We start from the raw sequence: 22,624 nt of genomic DNA, 5'->3' as shown, positions 1-22,624 counted from the left end.
GTCGAATGAAAGTTTATTTAAAGTGCCTGTACACAGTTTGATTTCAATCTTAACTATAGGAGGAAAATATTATGAAAAAACTAATGAGCAATTGGAATAAAATGAGCTTAGTAATACGAATAATTATAGGATTAGTTATTGGTGTTTTATTAGCTGCATTTATTCCAGAACAAGCAAAACCAGTCATCATATTTGGTTCTTTATTTGTAGGTGCTTTGAAAGCGATTGCACCAATATTGGTATTCTTCTTGGTAATGTCGGCTATATCTCAACATAGGACTGGTCATCAAACAAATATGAAGTCTATTATCGGCCTTTATCTTTTAGGAACATTCTTAGCCGGACTTGTAGCGGTTATTGCAAGCTTTATATTCCCAGTAGTATTAACACTTTCAATAGCGGGAGCCCAAAACGTAACACCACCTGGTGGTATCGTAGAGGTACTTAAAGCATTACTTCTAAATGTTGTTGATAATCCAGTAAAAGCACTTTTTAATGCCAATTATATAGGCATATTATCTTGGGCGGTAGTTCTTGGCTTTGCTTTAAAAAATGCACCTGATACTACAAAAGTCATGATTACTAATTTTTCAGATGCATTAACTCAAATGGTTAAATGGGTAATAAACTTTGCACCACTAGGTATCATGGGTCTTGTATTTGAGGCTTTTGCAGGAAAGGGACTTAAAGCCTTAGGGAGCTATGGACATTTACTTGCAGTTATGCTTGGTTGCATGGTCTTTGTGGCACTTGTTGTCAATCCAATCATTGTGTTTATAAATATTCGTCAAAACCCATACCCACTTGTATTTAAGTGCTTAAGGGAAAGTGGTATTACAGCATTCTTTACACGTAGCTCAGCTGCGAACATTCCTGTAAATATGACCTTGTGTGAAAAACTAGGTTTAGATAAGGATACCTATTCTGTATCTATTCCATTAGGATCTACAATCAATATGGCTGGTGCAGCTGTTACCATTTCTGTTATGACCCTTGCAGCAGTTGCGACGCTTGGTATTAAAGTGGATATGCCTACAGCATTAATCCTTAGCATACTTTCTGCTGTAGCTGCTTGTGGTGCTTCAGGCGTAGCTGGAGGTTCACTATTACTGATTCCTCTAGCATGTAGCTTATTCGGCATTCCAAATGACATTGCTATGAAGGTAGTTGGTGTAGGCTTTATCGTAGGTGTGCTACAAGACTCTTGCGAAACAGCTCTTAACTCTTCTACAGACGTACTTTTCACAGCAACAGCTGAATTTGCTAAGTGGCGTAAAGAAGGGAAAAAAATCGTTATCCCTAAATAGAAACTAAATTACGTTTTTGTTTTTTACAATTATTAAAGCCCTCTATGGCAGTTTATAATCTGCTATAGAGGGCTTTTATTTGAATAAATAATTATTGGTATCATTTTCCAAAATACTTCGATCAAGAATTAATTTTACAGAGTTTTCTTCGTCATTAATCAGACCCAATATACTAACTCCAATAAAACTATAGGATAATATATTTATAAAACTATTGTTATATCTTGTCATTAAATGTATTATTAAATGGTATTGTTACAAATATATTCGAGGGGGATTAAAATGAAGAGAAGAAATTTAACAAGTGGATTTTTTATGATTTTACTAACTGTAGTATTATTAAGTACATTTAAAATCCAGGTTTTTGCACAAATAACACCTAAAGTATCTATAGTATCATTGGAACATTCCCCATTTATAAATGGGGATAAGAATGAGTTCTATATTTCCGCTAAAAATTATACTGGACAGGTCCAATATCAATTATTTTATATACAAGAAAGTGTTATGAAAGACTGGAAGTTAATTAATAATGTTGATATGGTTAATGGTTGGACAAACCCTATAGATGCACAAGCTCCAATGATTGTAGATATTACAAATTTAAATTTAAAAGCAGATAAATATAGATTTTCTATTAGAGTTAGACGTGTGGGTGTAAAAGGCCTAAATCAAAATAAGTATGGTGATTATGATGATGCTTATCCCTTACATTTTGAGGTGGTTAAAAATGCAAAAATTGAATTAAATGGCAGTATGGAAATTGGCAAGACACAATTAAGTCAAGAGGATATATTAACTATAAATGGTGTAGAAAATACGCCATTAGAAGTGGATTATAAATTACACTTATTTGATGTTAAAAACAGCAAATGGTTAACTAATTTAACTGATTATAATATGAATGTAAATTATAATTTAAAAAATATTCCTGAGGGCACTTATATAGCAGACTTATGGGCTAAGAATAATGAGTCACAGAATAAATATGATGGCTTTAAATTAAAAATAATTACTATTAATAATACAACAATTAAAGTTGCCTCTTTGAATTTAAACAAAATTGCAAGTTCGCTAATAGTAGGCGGAACAGATAATGTAATAGCAATGGATGAGCCTAGCAAAGATATAAGATGGACATCTTCAAGTCCTGAAATAGCAAAAGTAGACAATACTGGAAAGATAACAGCGATAAGTGCAGGAACTGCAATAATAACTGTTATAAGTTCAGATGGAAACAAAACAGCAACATGTAAAGTAACGGTAACAAATGAATTAACTGCTAAACAAATTTTCGGAAAATATGGGGATGCAGTTGTCTCCGTTGAAGTAAGTGATGAAAATCATAAATTAATTGCAAATGGTAGTGGATTTATAGTGAATTCCAATGGTGTTGTAGTAACTAATTTTCATGTAATTAAAGATTGTTCCTATGCAAATGTAACATTACAAAATGGAACAAAGTATGAAGTTAAAAGTGTTTTAAATTATAATGAAAAGCAAGATATAGCAATTTTACAATTATCAAATTCAACTAATCTAAATATAGTTAAATTAGGTGACAGTAACACTATGGAAATAGGAGACAATGTTGTTGCAATAGGTAGCCCAGAAGGATATGAAAATTCTTTAAGTACGGGTATAATAAGTGGAATTAATAGAAAAAGTGATAGAGGAAATGATTTTCAAACTACTGCAAGTATTTCTCATGGTTCAAGTGGTGGAGCATTATTTAATGTATATGGTGATATAATAGGAATAACTTATGCGGGATACGACTTAGCAGGGGATATAGGATTTGTAATACCTATTAATGAAGTTAATCCATTATTAAATAGTAGAAATGAAAAGACATTAATGGAAATTAAAAATAAAATGACTTCCCAATCTATTCCGGAAAATAAATATAAGTATTTCCCCTTATTATCTGATATACCGATGCCAACAAATGCAAGTTATTACAAAACTTCATTATCGCCTGATGGCACACATGTATTTTATTTTTATTCAGTATTACTATTGCCAGACAATTTCGTTAAGGACTATTATTCATTATTAAAAAATAATGGTTGGGTATTATATAAAAAGAATACTGATAGTAATAAAGAACCATTAGTATATTTAATAAAAGAAGAAAAATTAATTGCAATTGGAGTTATTGAAAATGATTTTGTTATATATGGCTCTATTCGTTAAGAAAACTTCATAACCATTGTGAAGATCTTAGGAATAAGATGAGCTTTGAAACTTAAATTTTAAAACACTATGTACAATTGTATATAGTGTTTTGCTTTTCTTTAAAATATTTAATAATACTATATTATCCAATGAAATTTCGTTATATGTTCTAACCTGTGCTCTATCTAACATAGACTTAACTAATGCTAGGAATAATAGGGGGATGGGTCTATGGTTATGTTTTTTACCTTACTTGGCTTATTCGGATTTTTTATATTTTTGATTTGGGTCATTATTGCATTAATTACTAAAAATCAAAAGAGGATACCTACTATTGGATTTGTTATATCAGTAGTTATACTTGCTACAGTTGTATCGATACCTATGGCTGTATCTGCATTCAATGTTAATAAAGTAAATAGTAATAGTGGTGAAATATCCAATTATAAGGTATCTAAAGAAACGGGCTTGGAAATAGTAACATCGAAGGTTAAAATTGAGCCCAATTTAAAAGTTCTTTATGATTCACAAAGGAATATTAAGGAAAAAATCTACTATCTATATACCCTAAACACAGAGGAATATACATTAGAAGATGTTGCATACTGTGTTGATGTAAATAGTGGAGAGTTATTCAAGTGTTCAATTGATATGAGCCTTTCACCCATTGAATAAAGATTAAAGTGTATTGAAATTTTCTTTTTTACTAGGTCTTCTTTACTTGATGATATGCCATTGATAATAATTATATAATAGGCGCTGATACAAATGATAAAGAGTGTAGATTTTCTACACTCTTTATTTAACTTAGAATTAGAAAATAGTCCATTAAAAAAATATATATGGACTATATCTATGTTGGTTCATCTCCATAAACTGTATCATTGAAACGTATTTTTGAAATCTAGCATTTAAAACCTTCCAATTTATATTTTCAATAAATGTAGAAATATATTTTCTTTTATCTGTTCCAAAATCCATGAAATATGCATGTTCATAAACATCCATGATTAATACTGGACAAGAAAGCCATACCGCACCAGTATCGTGTGAATCGCTTCCTATTATGTGTAGCCTGTTATCAAGCAGATCAAAGGAAAGAACTACCCAACCTCTCATGGATAAACCTACATTTGTAAGGTAAGATATAAAATCATCATAAGATGAAAATTGATTTTTTATAGCATTAAAAATGGGTCCATAAGGAAGGTTATTTCCTCCAACTATGTTTTCAAAATAAAGATTATGAAGTTTTACACCGTTTAGTGAATATGTTTCACCTAGTTTTAAACTTCGCATTTTGGAATAAGTGGCATTGCTATCAGTATAATTATCAGGTACATAAGGAGTGTTCCAAATTTCATTTAATTTACTTACATACCCTGAATACAATTTGTAATGCTCATCCAGCTGCTTCATAGAAATTCCTTTGACACTTTTAAAATCAAAAATTTCCGGTTTCAAATTATACATTAAATCCCCTCTAAAAAATATTATATTATATTATATGTACCAACATGCTATTTAGGTGAATAAAATATAAAAATCATTGACAATATTAGGCTTGACGCATAGTATAATATTATAAGAATAATATTAACTGAAAATTACAATTTAATATTCTTGTTAGGTGAGGTTACTGTATAAGACACACGCTACTGCCCAGAAATGTCGAGAGACGCCAATGGGTCAGCAGGTATTACCGGATTAAGGTTTTACTTAATGTAGCTGAGTATCAAATCTCTAAGCTGTACAGTGCTAAAACTCAACGAGTGGAGATGAGCTATTTTTTTATGCTCTGATTTTTTACGCATTTTAATCTCTTCACTTCGTTGTGGAGAGACTTTTTTTATTCTAATTTTAGGAGTGTGATTATTTAATGGACAGTGGTCCCCAGCACGAAAAAAAATTAATATATTGGAAGGGATATCACTCTATTAAACTATTTTATAGGTGGGATTGCATCCCTTCCTAAAAGGAGGATGTAATATGAAAAACAACTTCTATCTAAGCAGAATTTTAGGGAATAAAATATATACACCAGATATGAAAGTTATTGGAAGATTAAGTGATCTTGGTGTTGTAAATGAATTAAAAAGCCCTCATGTCACCACTGCAAAAGTAAAAACTAATAGTGGAATTAAAGATTACGACTTTAAAAATTTTTCCATTACAAAACAAAAGGGACAATATGTTTTAATATGTAACAAAATAGAGGAATATACCCCACCCAATACATTGTTTTTAAGAAAGCATATTTTAGATCAACAGATTATAGATGTTAATGGGAGAAAAGTAGTTCGTGTAAATGATGTTTCACTATCATATTTAGAGAAAGGAGCTTATGTAGTTGCAGTAGACATAGGCATAGATGGTCTTCTAAGAAGAATTGGAATTGCTAAACCACTTAAGATGTTAGGTCTTAAGGTTTCGACTAAGCTAATGCTATGGAATGATGTAGAGGCTATTATAACTTCTAATGAAAATATTGTTCTATCAAAAACCTATGATTCACTATCCATTCTTCATCCCTCAGACCTCGCTGATATTATTGAAGACTTTGATGCTAAAACAGTTGGGAGTCTTATGAGCACGGATTTTGTATCTTTTAATAACAATGAAACTATAAATGAAGCAATTGAAGATCTAAGGATATTAAAACCTGAAGAAGATGAATTGTTCAGCCTTTATGTAGTAGATGAAAATGATAAATTAATAGGAACCCTTTCACTTCGAGATTTAATTATTTCTGAGCCAACTAGCAAAATAGGTGCTATTATGAACAAAAAATTCAAATCAATGTTTGATACAGATAGTATTAAAGATTTGATAAAAAATGTTTCAAAATACAATCTTGTAGCTATTCCTGTTACTAATCATGAAATGAAGTTACTCGGCAATGTTATAATAAATGATATTATTTATGAATTGCTTAAAAACAAGAGGAAGGTTAGTTAAGGAGGCATATTATGAGCGAAAAAACGAATTCAAATAAAAAGCCTTGGCTTGTAAGCTTTATGGTGTTTCTATCAGTGCTTGGCCCTGGCTTAATAACTGGAAGTGTAGATAATGATGCCGGTGGTATTTCAGCTTACTCTGTAGCCGGAGCTCACTATGGATATCTTTTACTTTGGACATTGATTCCTTGTTTCATTGCATTACTTGTAGTACAAGAAATGAATGCAAGAATGGGTATTGTCACTCAAAAAGGTTTAGCTGATTTAATTCGCGAAAATTTTGGTGTAAAGGTAACATTCTTTATATTTCTAGGTCTATTAGTAGCAGATATAGGTAATACTGCTACTGAGTTTGCAGGCATTGCAGGAAGTTTGCAGGTATTCAATCTTTCAAAATATGTATCAGTTCCAATTGCAGTAATTTTAGTCTGGCTACTGGTTGTAAAAGGAACCTATAAATCCGTTGAGAAGATATTCTTAGTATTTAGTGTATTTTTACTTTCCTATGTTTTTTCTGCGCTTCTTGCGCGTCCCGATTGGCACCAAATTGGAACTTCACTAATCAATCCTATACCCTCCTTTAATGGTGCTCATGGAGAAGGTATAGACGCAGCTTGGATTAGTACGGTAATTGGTTTAATTGGTACTACGATTGCTCCGTGGATGCAATTTTATATGCAGTCCTCTGTAATAGAAAAAGGAATTAAAATATCTGAGTATAAATATGAGATTATGGATGTTATCCTTGGATGCAGCGTAACAGTTGTAGTAGCCTTCTTTATTATTGTAGCTTGCGCAGCAACTTTAAATAAACAGGGTATTGCTATATGTGAGGCCAAGGATGCTGCAATGGCATTAAAGCCCTTAGCTGGAGATTTAGCATCAAGTATATTTGCCTTTGGGCTCTTGGTTGCGTCCGTATTTTCAGCTACAATTCTTCCACTGGCAACTGCATTTTACATCTGTGAAGCCTTTGGTTTTGAAGCTGGTATAGGTAAAACAATGAAGGAAGCTCCTGAATTTTACGGATTATTTACAGCAATAATAATTATAGGTGCCATAATTATTCTCATTCCAGGTGCACCATTACTTCAGATTTCTCTTGGCTCTCAAGTAATTAATGGAATGCTTCTACCTGTAGTTTTAATTTGTATGATGCTTATGGTAAATAAAAAAGACCTTATGGGTGAATATACAAACAATAAATTCAAAAACTGGGTTGGTTGGGTTACTATAGTTATTTTAATAGCATTAACTACAGTGTTATTATTCCAGGCTATAATTAAAATATTAGGTTTTTAAGTAAACTGACACTACAAGCTATTAAAAAATAAATCAGCATGAAGACTATTGTCTTTGTGCTGATTTAATATTACTATTCTACCTTTTCAAAATCTGATTTACCAACTCCACATAAAGGGCAAACCCAATCTTCAGGTATATCCTCAAATTTAGTTCCTGGTGCAATTCCTCCATCAGGATCACCAAGCTCTGGGTCATAAATATATTGACATACTATACAAAGATATTTATCCATAATTATTACGCCTCCTTAAAAATTATTGAATAATATATTATTTTCCAAGTGTATATGCTGGAATAGATCTACTTCAAGCTCCAGCAATTTTTTATAGGTAAGTTCAAAGGTTCCACATCCATCTTTAGGTGTATTATAGTGGTCTGTAATTTCTCTTAGTTCTTTTATAATATCTCCTGCCCCCGTATGCTCTTGTTCCAATTCATCAATAAGTTTTAATGTAGCACTTCTTACTTTTTCATCTTTCCCTTTTTCATACTGAATTATAAGTGGAAATAAAAATTCTTCCTCTTTAACTAGATGTTCCTCTAATTCTGTTCTTAAATTATTAAATAGTCTGTGTACCTTAAATAATTCTTCATGTTTTTTACCATGTACGCCTAATATCTTTAGAATTAACTTTGATATTTTTGGTAACTCTATGTTTAGATATGCATGGTGATTATTTACCACATATTCTATTAATTTGCTTGGGCTTTCCTTTGCCCAGTCTGTAAACTTTTCATTGTTTTCTTCAAAACTCTGGTATTTAGTATTTAATTCCTCAATTATTGTTTTTTCCTCAAGGCCTTGTGTACGTATTGCTAGAATTAATGGCCTATCTCCTCCACAACAAAAATCTATATTATATTTATAAAATATCTCACTTGCACCTGGAAACGCTGCAACTATTTGTCCTATGGCATCTTCTGTTTTAAATTTATTACTCATAAAATGGCCTCCTTATCGTCCTCTAGGGAATTGTTTACGATCTTTACTATGGGATTATTATATCTCCTATACTTTTATGAATATGTGATTTAAATCAATATTTAAATACTTTATCATTAGATACTTAAAGTTATTATTAGATACTAAAAATTATTATTGCATTTAAGAGTATCTCGTTGTAAAATAAAACAATAATCTTATATAATTATAATGTTTAATATCATAAAACTTAATTTACTTAGTAAATTTCGAAATAAAAAATTGAATTCATGAAAGGAGTCATAATTATGTTAAAAGAGGGAGATAAAGCACCTGGGTTTACGTTAAAGAACGAGGAAAATCAGGATATAATATTAAGCAATTTTAATGGTAAAAAGGTGGTTATTTATTTTTATCCAAAGGATGATACTCCTGGTTGCACAAAGGAAGCATGCAGTTTTAGAGACCTATATGATGACATACTGGATGCTGGATCGGTTGTCATAGGAATTAGTGCAGATAACTCTACTTCACATCAAAAATTTAAGGATAAACATACATTACCTTTTTATTTGTTAACAGATGCTGACCATAGTGTTATTGAATCTTATGGAGCATGGCAGGAGAAAAAAATGTTTGGTAAAACATATATGGGAATTGTACGTTCCACATTTATTATTGATGAAAATGGAACTATAATTAAGACCTATCAGAAAGTTAAACCAGAGGAGCATGGTGAAGAGGTTCTGAAAGTGTTAAAAAATCAATAAGTAGAATTCTCATAAAAAATAGAATATTAAATAGTAAAGAATCACGCTAAAAATAGCGTGATTTTTCTACTTTTAAGACTATATATATTTGAAGTATGATGTAAAAACCCGCAAAATTCAATAAAGTGGCTATTTAGTCACTTTCACTTGTGATTTAGAAATAGTGGCTGTTATTACTATTCCAAGTACAATGTATGAAAAAAAGCTTACTATAAATGTACTTAATCCCATTGACCATGTGGGAGCAATTCTTCCTGAAAGCATATACACAACATTTATTAATAAGCATAAAACTATACCTGTAATTGTTCCTGAATAAACAAAGTTAATTGTGGATTTTTTGGATAATATTTTCGATATTATCCAACCAACAAAACCAGTAATCAATATATGCATAATCCAACTTGAAACAGAGCTTGTTCCTGTTTCTCCAAAGTTTATCACTAACATAATAAACCCTCCTAGCACACCGCCTAAAAATCCTGATACACCTCTTTGCATAATAAAATCCTCCTATTCAGAGAAAGTAAATTTATATTAACTATAAATATTATTTTGCTTAATTTATTGTAAATTATACTTGGTAAAATTTTAGTTTTTTTATATCTGTAACATATTATTGGAATCTATAGTAAGCTATTATACAATGCTAATATTGAAAAGGAGATACTATGTATAATTGTTATTTTAGAGCTAATATGATGCATCCCGAAATTGTATCTTATGCAAGAGGAGATGTAAATGGAGATGGAATACCTGATAATGTGTATTTAACTGGTATAAAGACGTCAGATAGTCAATTTACTCGAAATATTACCCTTGTAATACAAGACATAATGACAGGTGGACTTACTAGTGTGCCACTCAGTGAAAATGCAGGATACAACCCTACATTGTTTTTAGGGGATTTTACAGGAGATGGTGTGAAGGATATCTTAATAGGCATTACCACCGGTGGTAGTGGTGGAATAACCTACGACTACATCTATTCCTTTATTAACAATACAGCACAATTATTGTTTGATTTTAATTTGTATAATGAGCAATACCAATACGATGTTACTTATAAAGACAGCTACAAGGTGGAAGTTGTTAGTAAGAAAAACAATGAAAAATACATTATAGATATATCTAATAAGGATGCTGATTATTTAAATGAAATATACGACGACAACGGAAAGTTAAAGAATGCAATCACCGGATTTGTAAATCCTCTAAGCGGATTATATCCTGTGGATTTTGATTCAAATAAAGTATACGAGCTATTGGCATATCAAAAAATAGCAGGAAGATACAATGCAGACTCCTTAGGATATGTTTTGAATACTCTAAAGTGGAAAGATAGTATGTTTGTTTTGGATAGCCAACAGGTAGCTATTTTTGGAGCACAGGCATAGGTATACTTCCAATTATTCATAAGGAAAACACTACTTTTATAATGCCACGAGAAGCTCATAAAAGAGGGGTATATATAGCTGTGTTAAATATTTGAATAATTCTATTAATATGTAATATAATTGAATAAGGACATAGCGGTAATATTATATTAACTATATAAAATAAAGGGGGAATAATCATAAAAAAAATAATAAAATTATATAGTATCCTATTTTTAATTACAGTAATTTTAGTTGGCTGTAGTGGCTCTGATAAAAATAACGCAAAAAAAATTACTGAAAAATTTGTTAGAAACATCTATACAGTAGATGCAATAAAAGTTGCTGAATTTAAAAAACTTGATGGACAAATTCCACCAGGAGTAAATATAATTGGTGAAGGTGTTCCAAAAGAAAGTAAAACAGGACCTAATGAGGAATATACCAAAATCACTCAGTCCCTTGATGAAAATATAGAACCACTAATGACAAAAGGGGGGTATGAAAGTATTGTTATGAACAAATATAATATTTTAACTGCGAAAATCTGTGCTAGGGGTAATTATACCGCTCAGATTACAGACTTTACTTTAGGTAAAAACGTATATGGAGAGAATGAAGATAAAGTAAGATATCATTATGAAGTTAAATTGAAGTTTATCTCTTCTGATGGGAAGAGCGAACAAGCAGATGTATCAAAAGGAGCTGTAGAACTTTTAAAAGAAAATGGTCAATGGAAAGTTTGGATGTATACTATAACTCAATTCCCAAAACTATATCGTTAGCTAAGGTTGAAAGAAATTTTAAAATCATGTTTTTTTTAAATAAGATCTTACTTACTGGATAATATATTTAAAATTTAGAAAGCCAGCAGTTAAAATAAAAGTGCTGGCTTTCTGCTTGTTAGTGTGATTTTGACCAAAGTTCATCTGCTATGATTGTCCATTCAGCTGATTTTTCTTGGCATTTTGCGGTTAAATCATCCACGTTCTCTTCATCTTCTGGTTGGGTTGAATGTGCATTTGAAGCATGCACCATTTCTCTTAATTTTTCAGGATTATCAAGGAGGGGACATGGCCTTAAGTGGTTATCATTAAATGGTTGATTTTTATTATATTGCTTGAAAATAGGAGATTTTAGTGCCTCTAAAAGGCTTGTATCATTTATATTAACGTTGGCATAGTGAATGAAAGCACAGGGCTCTACATCACCACTTGCGTTTATGTGAAGATAGCGTCTACCGCCAGCTATACACCCATTAACATATTCACCATCATTCCAAAAATCCATAAGGAAAATAGGTTTTTCTTTTCTGTAAGCATGTACACGTTCATACATAAACTTTCTCTGTTCAGGGGTAACCATTAGTTCAGGTACAGCATCTTTCCCAAGAGGCATATAAGTGAACAACCAACCAAAAAGACAGCCTTTTTTTATCATAAAATCTATATATTCTTCAGAACCTATGGAAAGGTAGTTTTTACTGGTATAGCAAGATGAGAATCCGAAGCCAATACCATGATTTTTAAGTATGTCCATGGCCAGAAGAACTCTTTGATATGTGTTAGCACCTCGCCTCATGTCTGTTTCTTTTTCAAAGCCCTCTACACTAATAGCAAACGTCAAGTTCCCTGCTTTTGCTACTTCATCTGCAAATTTTTCGTCTATTAATGTAGCATTGGTAAAGGAAAGGAACATGCAATCACTGTGTTTTTTAATGATTTTCAAAATATCCTCTTTTCTAACCAATGGTTCGCCACCAGAGAAGATATACATATGAATTCCAAGATCTTTTCCTTCTGTTATTATTCTATCAATAGTTTCATAGGAAAGAGAATCACCTTTGTTATATTCTGCTGCCCAGCATCCTATGCATTTTAAGTTGCATGCTGCAGTAGGATCTAAGAGTATAGCCCAGGGAATATTACATTTTTCTTTTTCTTGAATTTTAGTGCTTTCTGGAATACCAACTAGTCCAGAATTTATAATGAAATTAACTAAGAACTTTTTCCTTACTTCCGGGTTTAGTTCTGTTAAAACTCTTTCAATAAATTTATAAGTGACAGTAGTATGATCTTTCATGTTTTTCGCTACGTCATTGATTTCCATCTTGTGGTCTTCACGGGATGCAAATTTTTCACCCCATTTTAATAGTTTAGGGAAATTCTCCATAGGATTTTTTTCCACATAATGTAGGCCCTCTTTCAGAGCTATAGATTCGGCTAATTGTTTTACAGATAACATTGTTATTCCTCCAATTTATTAAATATTAAATATTAAATATTAAGTATAAAATATATATATTTAAACAATGGGTTAAATATTATTAATCTATAAAAAAATATATTATAATGTGCATGGATTATTGAAGTTGGAAAAAGTGTTGAATGAATTATAATGAATATCAAAAAAAACAAGGAATTCTTTAGAATTCCTTGTTTTTTTTATGCTTGTCTGCCAGCTTTAAACGCAGAAAAATTTACTTGTACAGTTTTTGCTGGGACTTTATTTTCTATAACTTTTAACCAGGTTTCTTCTTTAAAAGGCAAATATTTAGACAGCTTGCCCAAAAGTACGATATTGGCTGTTTTAATATTTCCAAGGTCCTTAGCTAGTTCTTGTGCATTTAAAGAAATAACCTCATATCCTTTTTTTACTAATTTTTCTCCTATATTTTCTGGATATTCATCCTTCTCAATAAGCACTCTATTTGGAAAAATGATTTCTTCATTGAATATAATTTTTGCACCTTTTTTTAAAGCAGAGGATAATCTTAAACCTTCTAGTTCTTCCATTGCAAGGAGTAGATCGCCTTCTCCTTCAGGAATTAAAGCAGAATATACTTTTTCACCAAACCTTACGCTTCCCCAAACTTTTCCACCTCTTTGTGATAGTCCAATTACATCATTACTTTTTACCTCATAGCCTTCTAAGAAAGCAACTTCTACTACTATTTCTGTGGTAAGCACTAACCCTTGTCCACCAACACCAGCCATATAAATATTTGTAACTCCCATCTTATTTCACTCCCTTCTGTATGTTTTCACTACTACATTTTATTGCACCAACAGGGCAAACTTGAGAACAGACGGAACAACCTACACACATATCTGGATTTATATAAGAATTTTTCTTTTCCTTCCCAGGATACATTTTCATAGAAATCGGTGGGCAGTTGGAACGCAAACAACTTCTACAACTTATGCAAATATCTTCATCTACATAAAAATGAGGACTTTTAATTTTGAAATTCAATGCACAAGGACGAGTTGTTACTACTACAGAAAGTCCTGATCTTTTCATTGCAGTATTAATGATTTCTTTTGTTTCCTTGTACTTAAATTGATCGGCTACTGTAATATCAACTATTCCAAAAGATTTTAAAATATCAGGTATGCTGACATGATATCCAGGTTCTTCTTTAAAATAATCGCCTGTAGTTGGTGTGTTTTGGCCACCAGTCATGGCAGTAGTCCTATTATCCATTATAATAACTGTTATGTTTTCTGTAGTTTTTGCAAGTTGTATAAATCCTGTCATTCCAGAATGAAAAAATGTTCCATCTCCAATTGTAGCTACAATTGGTTTTTGTTTATTTATTTTTGAATGAACAGTGGCAACTCCAAGAGCCATTCCAAGGGAAGCTCCCATGCTTATATTAGTTTTATGTACTTCGAAAGGCTCCTGTATTCCTAGAGAATAACACCCTATATCCCCTATAACCGTTGCATTATTAGCTTTTAAAATATGGAAAATAGGTCTATGAGGGCATCCTGCGCATAGCATAGGTGTTCTTGTAATGATTTCCTCTTTTTGTGATACTTCTAATTCTACACCGCTTATCAAAACTCCTGCTTTTTTTAAACCTATTTTTATATCTTTAATAGTAAGCTCTCCTGTAAAAGAAAAGTACTCCTTGCCTTTTGCTGCAATACCATTGATTTTAAGTTGCTCTTCAATAAATGGTAACATTTCTTCGAGAACGATTACATTGGTATATTCTTCACTTAATTTTTTAATTTTTTCTATAGGAAGAGGCCAAATCATACCTAGTTTTAGTATATTTATATTTTCTAATTCTAATTCCTTTAAAGATTCATATATAAGACCAGAAGTAATGATTAAAAAATCCTTGCTAGTGCCTTCTTCTAAATAATTATATTCATAATCCTCATTGAAGTTTTGAAGCTTTTCCATTCTTTCTTTCATAAAATATTGTTGCGCATTAGAGTAGGGAGGAAGCATGCTGTATCGTCCTTGCTCTGGTACAAATCCCTCAGGGGCAAATTCTTCTCGGTCACCTAATTCTACCGCTGATCTACAATGACATAACCTACTCATCATTCTTATAAGCACTGGTGTATGAAATTTTTCACTAAGTTTTAAGCCTTCTATTGTAAAATCTTTAGCTTCTTGAGGATTCCGAGGATCTAAAATAGGAATATTTGCAAATTTACCCCAAAATCTGCTATCTTGTTCATTTTGTGAACTTGAAAGGCCTGGATCATCACCTACAACCAGTAATAGACCACCCTTTGTTTTTGTTTGTGTAAAAGTCATAAAGGGATCACTTGCAATGTTTACTCCTACGTGTTTCATAGAAACCATTGATCTTGCACCTGCAATACTTCCGCCCATTGCAATCTCCATAGCTACCTTTTCATTAGTTCCCCAGTCACTATAAATCTCTTCATATTGTTTTAGCGAATCTAAAATTTGCACAGTAGGTGAGCCAGGATAACTAGAAGCAATCATTCCGCCACCTTCCCAAAAACCTCTACTTATTGCTTCATTTCCGGTTAGAATCTTTTTATTACTCAAAAAAACACCCCATTCATATTATTTTCCAAATGCAGTCCATAATAATAATTTTCATAAAACAATTATTATCTGAGAATAGTATATCATAATTTTCAATAAATTGAAATTATTTAAAGGTGAATAAATCAGCTATATTTATAAATGAAAAAATACCTATAATTATAAATTTGTATTATCTATGTAATTTACTAAAAAATATTCTATAAATGATATTATTACTCATTTATAATTCAAATCACAAAACAATTCTACAATTTATATTTCCTATAGTTAAAGCAATATTCATACAAAATTGAAATAATGTAAAAAATACCTTAAATTTGTATATACAATTGGTTGTGGAACAAAAGAAAATTGCAATCCAAGGGGGAAAACAATGAAAAAATCAAAAATTTTATGTTTAGCATTAATTGCTACAATGAGTTTAGGACTTATTGCTTGTGGTAATAGTAAAAATACAACAAGTGTTAAAGTTTCAGATGTAAAGGATACCAAAGAAAAGATTAAGGATGGAGGAACAATGGTATTTGTTTCTCGTAGTGATCCTTTAGTATTAAATCCATTTTATCAAAATAACAGAATAACTTTTACAGTTAATAGGGCACTATTTGACCCCTTATATGTTAAGGATGGAAGCAAAATTACATATTATTTAGCGGATAAATTAGAAGTATCGAAGGATAAATTAACATATACGGTTAAGCTGAAAGATAATTTAAAATGGCATGATGGTCAGAAGATTACAGCAGAGGATTTAATGTTTACATTAAATACAGCATTAGATCCAAAACAGCATATTGGAGATAGGGAGTCATATTTAGTTGATGGAAAACCAGTAAAAATTACTAAAATAGATGATTTAACTGTAGAAATGAAACTACCTAAAGCTTATGTTCCATTTGAAGGTTCTTTAGGAAGTATTAGAATGATCCCTAAACATGTATTTCAAGGGGAAAAAGATCTAGAAAAATCAACTAAAAATAATAACCCTGTAGGTTCAGGTCCTTTCAAATTCAAAGAATGGAAAAAAGGGGAAGCGTTAACTTTAGAAAGATTTAATGATTATTATACTGGAAAACCACATTTAGAAAAAATAGTTTACAGAATAGTTGGTGATGCAAATGCAGGAAAAATAGCTTTTGAAAATGGTGAAATCACTGCAAAGTATGTTGAGGAAAAAGACTTTAATAAATATTCTAAAAATGAAAAATTTAAAACTTATAAATTCGATGAATGCATGCCAGAATATTTAGCATTTAATACGGATAATAAAAATTTAAAGGAGAAAAAAGTAAGACAAGCGATAAGCTATGCTTTAAATAAACAAGATATATTAAAAAGTGTATATGAATCTTTAGATAATGTTAAAGTGGCTAACTCAGTATTTCCACCAACTACATTATATTATACTGATGATGTAGAACATTATGACTTTAACCTAGAAAAAGCTAAAAAATTAATGGATGAAGCTAAAGTAAAAGACATTACATTAAAATTTGCCTATGTAGCAGGAAGTAAAAAAGATATAAATCAAATGAATGTAATGAAAGAGCAATTAGCTAAAATTGGCATTAAAATTCAAGGACTACCATTAGAAGAAGAAGCTTTCTTTGCACAGTTATTTGGAACAATGAAAAAACAATTTGACTTAGTATTAAATGCTTATGTATGTACTACAGATCCAGATTCTTATTCAGGATTGTATGTAGATAAGGGTTCAATGAACTGGACAAATTATGTGAATAAAGAATTAGATCCAATTTGGAAAAAGGCTTCAATGGAAACAGATGATGCTAAGAGAAAAGAAATGTACGAAACACTTCAAAAGAAATTAGCAGAAGATGCAGTTCAATATAATATTGACTATACGACTTCTTATATTTCAACAGCAGCAAATATTGGTGGAGTTAAGGAAGCTAAATTAGTACCTATATATATGTTTGAAGACTTATCAAAATTATATATAATAGAAAAATAGTTGGAATAAACAACTTGCAAAGTTTTTTTAAAAAAGCTTGACCCTATGAAATTTGATTAATAAATTTCAATAGGGTCATAGTTCTTATTACAAGCGATTACAAAGATTAAAGAACATTATCATAGGATTAATTGGTAAGGTTTAAATATTGAGAAGCTAGATATATAAGCTGAAAATAATGAGCTTATATATTTCTTTTCAGGTAAATAGAGATAGGAGAAGTTTAAATGAAAAGATATGTATTTAAGAGAGTTCTTCAAGCAATCCCAATGCTTTTAGCGATTTCAATTGTTTCATTTTTGATTATGAATTTGGCACCAGGAGACCCATCAAATGCTTTTGTAACACCTAAAATGAATAAAATTCAGGTGGCAGAAACAAGAGAAAGATTAGGATTTAATAAACCTATAACAGTTAGATATGCGAAGTGGATTAAAACTGTTATAAAAGGAGATTTTGGGTATTCATTTATAAGCCATCAACCAGTTTCAGAGGAGATAGGAGCTAGAGTACCAGTTACGTTGAGGCTAATGGGTATTACTATGCTTATATCAATTATAATTTCTATTCCTTTAGGTATGATTTGTGCCTTTAAGAGAAACAAGTCATTTGATAACGTTGTTACAGCCGTATGTTATGTTGGCATATCAATCCCAGGATTTTGGTTTGCAATGATGCTTATAGTTCTTTTTTCTGTAAAACTTTCAATATTGCCATCTATAGGTATGAGAGCTATAGGGATAGAAACAAATATAGATTTAATTAAGCACAGCATTATGCCGTGTATGGTACTTAGTTTTCCTAACATAGCTGTATTAACTAGATATATTAGGTCCAGTGCTATAAGCCAGTTAAAAGAAGATTATGTAATAACGGCTATAAGTAAAGGAGCATCTCGAAATAGAATATTATTTTCACATGTTTTAAAAAACTCAATGATACCTTTTGTAACAATATTAGGAATGAGTTTACCAGAGCTTATTTCAGGTTCTTTTATTACAGAGAGTATTTTTGGGTGGCCAGGCATGGGAAGATTTGGAGTAACTTCAGTATTTAATAGGGATTATCCTGCTATAATGGCAATTACTATGATTACTTCAATATTACTTATTTTAGGAAATCTAATATCAGATATACTATATGCAACTCTTGACCCTAGAATAAAGGTGGTGGATAAACATGAGTAATAGCGAAGAGATGAATAGTGAGGAAAAGTGGAAAAAAATAAATATCCTTGAAAATACAGACATTGTTGAAAATGAAAATAATATTAATAATAGGACCATGATTAACCTAAAGCTTCAATTTAAAAAGAATAAGTTTGCGCTAGTTTCATTAGTAATTCTAATTATAATTATAGTGAGCTCCTTGTTAGCTTTTTTATCACCTTATGACCCTAACAAGATTAATTTATCAGAAAAATTTTTATCACCTAATTTGAATCATTTTTTTGGAACAGATGAATTGGGAAGAGATTATTTTACTAGGGTGCTTTATGGTGGAAGGGTATCTTTAACAGTAGGGTTTGCTTCCATGTTTGTATCAGTTATCATTGGTACGCTAGTAGGGGTTATTAGCGGATATGTAGGTGGAATAGTTGATAGCATAAATATGAGAATAATAGATGTTTTTATGTGCATACCAACCTTTTTTTTAATTCTTATAGCTAATGCTTACTTAGGTTCAAGTATTATAAATATAATAGTTATCATTGGTATATTTGGTTGGATGGGTACCGCGAGAATTGTCCGTTCAGAGACATTATCCTTTAAAGAGCGGGAATATGTTATGGCATCAAAGTCTCTAGGCGCTAGCAATAAACACATAATAAAAAAACATATAATTCCTAACTTAATTTCATCTATTATTGTTATATCTAGTATAAGCATAGCAGGTGCAATACTTTCAGAATCAGCCTTAAGCTTCTTAGGGTTAGGCGTTCAAGAACCCATGGCATCCTGGGGAAGTATGCTACAAAAGGCGCAGGAAAATATACTTGATATTCCATATTTATCTCTATTTCCAGGTATAATAATATTATTAACTGTACTAAGCTTTAATATATTAGGAGATGTATTAAGAGTGGCATTAGATCCTAAGGTTAATGATGAAGGATAGGCAAAGTCGTGGTTTATACTATGTTTATTTTATAATATATTAGAAATATGAAAAAGGTAACAAGTGCAATATATTAGTATATTTACTTGTTATCTTTTTTTATATGCCTTAGAATAGAGTTAATATATAATTGATTATACATATAGAACCATGGTTATAATTAAAAATAACAATAGATTTTCTAGGAAGGATAAGCTTAATGACAATAAATAATAAAGAGAAATCAATAGAAAATAAGCACAAAGAATTAATTGTAATATTTAAACAAAATGGTATTTTTGAACTTGATTTTCAAGTAACAAAAGAAAAATTAAATGAAGAGCAAATTGCAATTCAAGAAGGAATAAATAATCATTTTGCACAAAATGAAAATCAAGGTATGCTTTTTCTTGGATTTTTAGAAAATACAGAAACTTTAACAGATTCTGTTACATATTTAAGACTTATTATAGCTACATTTATAAAAAAAATATCCATGAATTCAGATATTGAACTTTTACGTGAAAAAACCATAGTATACATAGAAAAAGATGAAATTAAAGACTTACTAGATAACGCACCTTATTTGACTGGCTTGGAATATTTGAATTATGAGTGGATTGAAAAACTATGGCAGAAGTTAAACAACTCTTTTAGTGAAATGATAGGTGAGTACGAAGGAAGCGTTTCCGAGTTTTTTTCTTCTTTCAGCACTAATATTAACTTAGTTGGGCGTGTGTTTTTCCACTTAGTTGAGAGTAAGAAGGATAACTATCCTTTTGCATTTTTAGCAACTTACTCAGTAAATGATGCAAAAAGTGGTACATCAAAGCATCTTCCATTAAAAAATGCACTTATTGAATATGGAGAAAATAACAAAAAACTTTTAAACCTACTCTCAACAGTAAACAAGGCATCAGAAAAAAGTGAGCTAATTTCAGAACTTGTTGATACAGGTGAAATATTTCATCCCTTAGGTTTAAGTGCGTCGGAAGCTTTTACATTTTTAAAAGAAATACCGCTTTATGAAGAATCAGGGATATTATGTCGTATTCCAAAATGGTGGAAGAATAAATCAGAATCCTTAAGGATGTCTGTAAGTGTAGGAAATTCTACACCCTCAAGAGTAAACCTTGAAGCATTAGTGGATTTTGATGCAAAACTATTTCTAGGAGAAGAAACAATTACCGCTGATGAAATAAAAAAGCTCTTGTCAGAAGCAGAGGGATTAGCTTTTATAAAGGGAAAATGGGTAGAAGTTAATCATGAAAAGCTAAAACAAATGCTAAAGGCTTTTGAAAAGGCACAGAAGCTTATGGAAAGTAAAGACATAAATATGGTTGAAGCAATGCGGTTTCAGTTAAATGCTCAAAAAGTATTAAATGTTTCTAAAGATACCTTTGATCTTGAAGTTACAAATGGACAGTGGCTCAATTCAGTTGTTGATAAGTTATGTAATCCAGAAAAAATAGAAGAAATTAATTGTGGAGATGACTTTAATGCTAACTTACGTGTTTATCAAGAGCGTGGTATAAGCTGGCTTCATTTTATGAAAGCACTTGGGCTTGGAGCATGTCTTGCAGATGATATGGGACTTGGGAAAACGGTGCAAGTTATTGCGCTTTTAAATTATATTAGGACAAATAAACAAGAAAAAACATTGTTAATTATTCCAGCATCGCTTATTGGTAACTGGATGAGTGAAATTCAAAAATTTGCACCTTCGCTAAGGTATTATGTTATACATCCTTCTGAAAATAAAAAATTAGGGGAAGATGATAGTAAGTATATGGAGAATTATGACCTTTTTATAACTACATATGCTATGATTTCAAAGTTTGAATGGATAAAAAACATAACTTGGGATTCAGTGATTTTAGATGAGGCTCAAGCTATAAAAAATCCAGGAAGCATACAAACTAAAACAGTAAAACAATTAAAAGCTAGATATAGAATAGCAATGACGGGTACACCAATAGAAAATAGGCTTTCAGATTTGTGGTCATTATTTGACTTTTTAAATAAGGGGCTTCTAGGAAGTGCAAGGGAATTTTCGGGTTTTATAAAGAAACTTAAGGAAAGTCAGATGGACTATTCAAAACTTAAAAAGGTTGTAAGTCCATTTATCCTTAGAAGATTAAAAACAGACAAAGCAGTCATTAATGATTTGCCAGAAAAAATAGAAATGAAAACATATGCAACTCTTACTAAAAAACAAGTTATGATTTACAATAAGTTGGTAATTGACTTAAAACAAAAACTTGAATCTAAAGAAGAGGGGATAGAACGTAAGGGAATAGTAATTTCTTCACTTATGAAATTCAAACAAATATGTAATCATCCCTCTCAGTATTTAGGTCAAGATTCTTACCCGGAAAATGAAAGTGGTAAATATGCAAGACTTCGTGAAATATGTGAAACTATTTACGAAAAAAGAGAAAGAGTTATTATATTTACACAATTTAAAGAAATAACAAAACCACTTAGTGATTTTCTAGAAACTGTATTTGAACATAAAGGGCTTATATTGCATGGAGGAACAGCAATAAAAAAAAGAAAAGAACTTGTAGATAAATTCCAAGGTGAGGAGTATGTACCTTTTATGGTACTTTCAATAAAAGCTGGGGGTGTAGGATTAAACCTTACAGCAGCTAATCATGTTATTCATTTTGATAGATGGTGGAATCCAGCCGTTGAAAATCAAGCAACAGATAGAGCATTTAGAATAGGGCAAAAGAAAAATGTTATAGTTCATAAATTTATAACTAAAGGAACTATTGAAGAAAAAATTGATATGATGATTGAAGATAAAATTAAACTTTCTCGCGAAATTGTTCCGGATATTCAAGAAAGTTTTATTACTGAGATGACCAATAATGAAATTATGGATTTATTTAAATTACAAATATAATT

Annotated in this window: 19 protein-coding genes and 1 riboswitch; of the genes, 12 read left to right on the top strand and 7 right to left on the bottom strand. The window is 30.9% G+C overall.

The window, feature by feature from the left end:
* Positions 1-71 precede the first annotated feature (71 nt).
* The 3 genes from sstT to G9F71_RS15060 all read left to right on the top strand — a co-directional run bounded on the left by sstT (position 72) and on the right by G9F71_RS15060 (position 4,160).
* On the top strand, positions 72-1,307 hold the full coding sequence (gene sstT, locus G9F71_RS15070) for a serine/threonine transporter SstT (protein WP_164949891.1): 1,236 nt from the start codon (positions 72-74) through the stop codon (positions 1,305-1,307).
* A gap of 282 nt (positions 1,308-1,589) precedes the next feature.
* The gene (locus G9F71_RS15065) at positions 1,590-3,503 is read left to right on the top strand and encodes a trypsin-like peptidase domain-containing protein (protein ID WP_164949890.1); all 1,914 of its coding nucleotides are present in this window, start codon (positions 1,590-1,592) and stop codon (positions 3,501-3,503) included.
* A gap of 213 nt (positions 3,504-3,716) precedes the next feature.
* Positions 3,717-4,160 (top strand): hypothetical protein, encoded by a 444-nt coding sequence (locus tag G9F71_RS15060; protein ID WP_164949889.1) that lies wholly within the window; start codon positions 3,717-3,719, stop codon positions 4,158-4,160.
* A gap of 153 nt (positions 4,161-4,313) precedes the next feature.
* On the opposite strand, the gene G9F71_RS15055 is transcribed toward G9F71_RS15060, so the two are convergent.
* Positions 4,314-4,958: a superoxide dismutase gene (locus G9F71_RS15055; RefSeq protein WP_164949888.1), complete on the bottom strand. Its 645-nt coding sequence runs from the start codon at positions 4,956-4,958 to the stop codon at positions 4,314-4,316.
* A gap of 142 nt (positions 4,959-5,100) precedes the next feature.
* Positions 5,101-5,269, top strand: a riboswitch (M-box (ykoK) riboswitch).
* A gap of 205 nt (positions 5,270-5,474) precedes the next feature.
* Between G9F71_RS15055 and G9F71_RS15050 the strand changes: the two genes are divergently transcribed.
* A complete protein-coding gene (locus G9F71_RS15050) occupies positions 5,475-6,443 on the top strand; it encodes a CBS domain-containing protein (protein ID WP_164949887.1) in 969 nt (322 codons plus the stop codon).
* An 11-nt stretch (positions 6,444-6,454) separates the two neighbouring features.
* A complete protein-coding gene (locus tag G9F71_RS15045; protein WP_187353476.1) occupies positions 6,455-7,744 on the top strand; it encodes an Nramp family divalent metal transporter in 1,290 nt (429 codons plus the stop codon).
* 73 nt (positions 7,745-7,817) lie between these two features.
* Here G9F71_RS15045 and rd read toward each other — a convergent pair whose 3' ends face one another.
* Both rd and ric read right to left on the bottom strand, forming a co-directional pair.
* Complete coding sequence (gene rd, locus G9F71_RS15040; RefSeq protein ID WP_125004656.1) at positions 7,818-7,979, bottom strand: rubredoxin; 162 nt, start codon at positions 7,977-7,979, stop codon at positions 7,818-7,820.
* A gap of 15 nt (positions 7,980-7,994) precedes the next feature.
* Complete coding sequence (gene ric, locus G9F71_RS15035; protein WP_125004658.1) at positions 7,995-8,690, bottom strand: iron-sulfur cluster repair di-iron protein; 696 nt, start codon at positions 8,688-8,690, stop codon at positions 7,995-7,997.
* A gap of 287 nt (positions 8,691-8,977) precedes the next feature.
* Here ric and bcp point away from each other — a divergent pair, with 287 nt between their 5' ends.
* Positions 8,978-9,439 carry a thioredoxin-dependent thiol peroxidase gene (gene bcp / locus G9F71_RS15030; protein WP_164949886.1) on the top strand — a complete coding sequence of 154 codons (462 nt, stop codon included), beginning with the start codon at positions 8,978-8,980 and terminating at the stop codon, positions 9,437-9,439.
* 129 nt (positions 9,440-9,568) lie between these two features.
* Here the strand turns inward: bcp and G9F71_RS15025 are convergent, their stop codons facing one another.
* Entirely contained in the window at positions 9,569-9,940 is a 372-nt protein-coding gene (locus tag G9F71_RS15025; RefSeq protein WP_164943834.1) for a hypothetical protein, read from the bottom strand.
* Positions 9,941-10,110: 170 nt separating this feature from the next.
* Here G9F71_RS15025 and G9F71_RS15020 point away from each other — a divergent pair, with 170 nt between their 5' ends.
* On the top strand, positions 10,111-10,836 hold the full coding sequence (locus tag G9F71_RS15020) for a VCBS repeat-containing protein (RefSeq protein ID WP_164949885.1): 726 nt from the start codon (positions 10,111-10,113) through the stop codon (positions 10,834-10,836).
* A 494-nt stretch (positions 10,837-11,330) separates the two neighbouring features.
* Complete coding sequence (locus G9F71_RS15015; RefSeq protein WP_164949884.1) at positions 11,331-11,600, top strand: hypothetical protein; 270 nt, start codon at positions 11,331-11,333, stop codon at positions 11,598-11,600.
* Between the two features lie 118 nt (positions 11,601-11,718).
* Here G9F71_RS15015 and G9F71_RS15010 read toward each other — a convergent pair whose 3' ends face one another.
* From G9F71_RS15010 to G9F71_RS15000, 3 genes are all read right to left on the bottom strand, one after another.
* Complete coding sequence (locus G9F71_RS15010; RefSeq protein ID WP_164949883.1) at positions 11,719-13,059, bottom strand: radical SAM protein; 1,341 nt, start codon at positions 13,057-13,059, stop codon at positions 11,719-11,721.
* A 200-nt stretch (positions 13,060-13,259) separates the two neighbouring features.
* Positions 13,260-13,832 (bottom strand): indolepyruvate oxidoreductase subunit beta, encoded by a 573-nt coding sequence (locus tag G9F71_RS15005; protein WP_164949882.1) that lies wholly within the window; start codon positions 13,830-13,832, stop codon positions 13,260-13,262.
* 1 nt (position 13,833) lies between these two features.
* The gene (locus G9F71_RS15000; protein WP_164949881.1) at positions 13,834-15,636 is read right to left on the bottom strand and encodes an indolepyruvate ferredoxin oxidoreductase subunit alpha; all 1,803 of its coding nucleotides are present in this window, start codon (positions 15,634-15,636) and stop codon (positions 13,834-13,836) included.
* Positions 15,637-16,012: 376 nt separating this feature from the next.
* On the opposite strand from G9F71_RS15000, the gene G9F71_RS14995 reads away from it, so the two are divergent.
* The 4 genes from G9F71_RS14995 (at position 16,013) to G9F71_RS14980 (ending at position 22,622) form a co-directional block, all read left to right on the top strand.
* Positions 16,013-17,614: an ABC transporter substrate-binding protein gene (locus G9F71_RS14995; RefSeq protein ID WP_164949880.1), complete on the top strand. Its 1,602-nt coding sequence runs from the start codon at positions 16,013-16,015 to the stop codon at positions 17,612-17,614.
* Between the two features lie 227 nt (positions 17,615-17,841).
* Positions 17,842-18,801, top strand: a complete 960-nt coding sequence (locus tag G9F71_RS14990) for an ABC transporter permease (RefSeq protein WP_164949879.1) — start codon at positions 17,842-17,844, stop codon at positions 18,799-18,801.
* A 97-nt stretch (positions 18,802-18,898) separates the two neighbouring features.
* The gene (locus G9F71_RS14985) at positions 18,899-19,732 is read left to right on the top strand and encodes an ABC transporter permease (RefSeq protein WP_224626690.1); all 834 of its coding nucleotides are present in this window, start codon (positions 18,899-18,901) and stop codon (positions 19,730-19,732) included.
* A gap of 199 nt (positions 19,733-19,931) precedes the next feature.
* Entirely contained in the window at positions 19,932-22,622 is a 2,691-nt protein-coding gene (locus G9F71_RS14980) for a DEAD/DEAH box helicase (RefSeq protein WP_202017934.1), read from the top strand.
* The last annotated feature ends 2 nt before the right edge of the window (positions 22,623-22,624 follow it).

Origin of the sequence: Clostridium sp. FP2 (assembly GCF_011065955.2) — a bacterium.
Classification (GTDB): domain Bacteria; phylum Bacillota; class Clostridia; order Clostridiales; family Clostridiaceae; genus Clostridium_AD; species Clostridium_AD tagluense.
The sequence above is the reverse complement of the archived record's forward strand: the minus strand, read 5'-3'. Positions and strand labels throughout refer to the sequence as shown.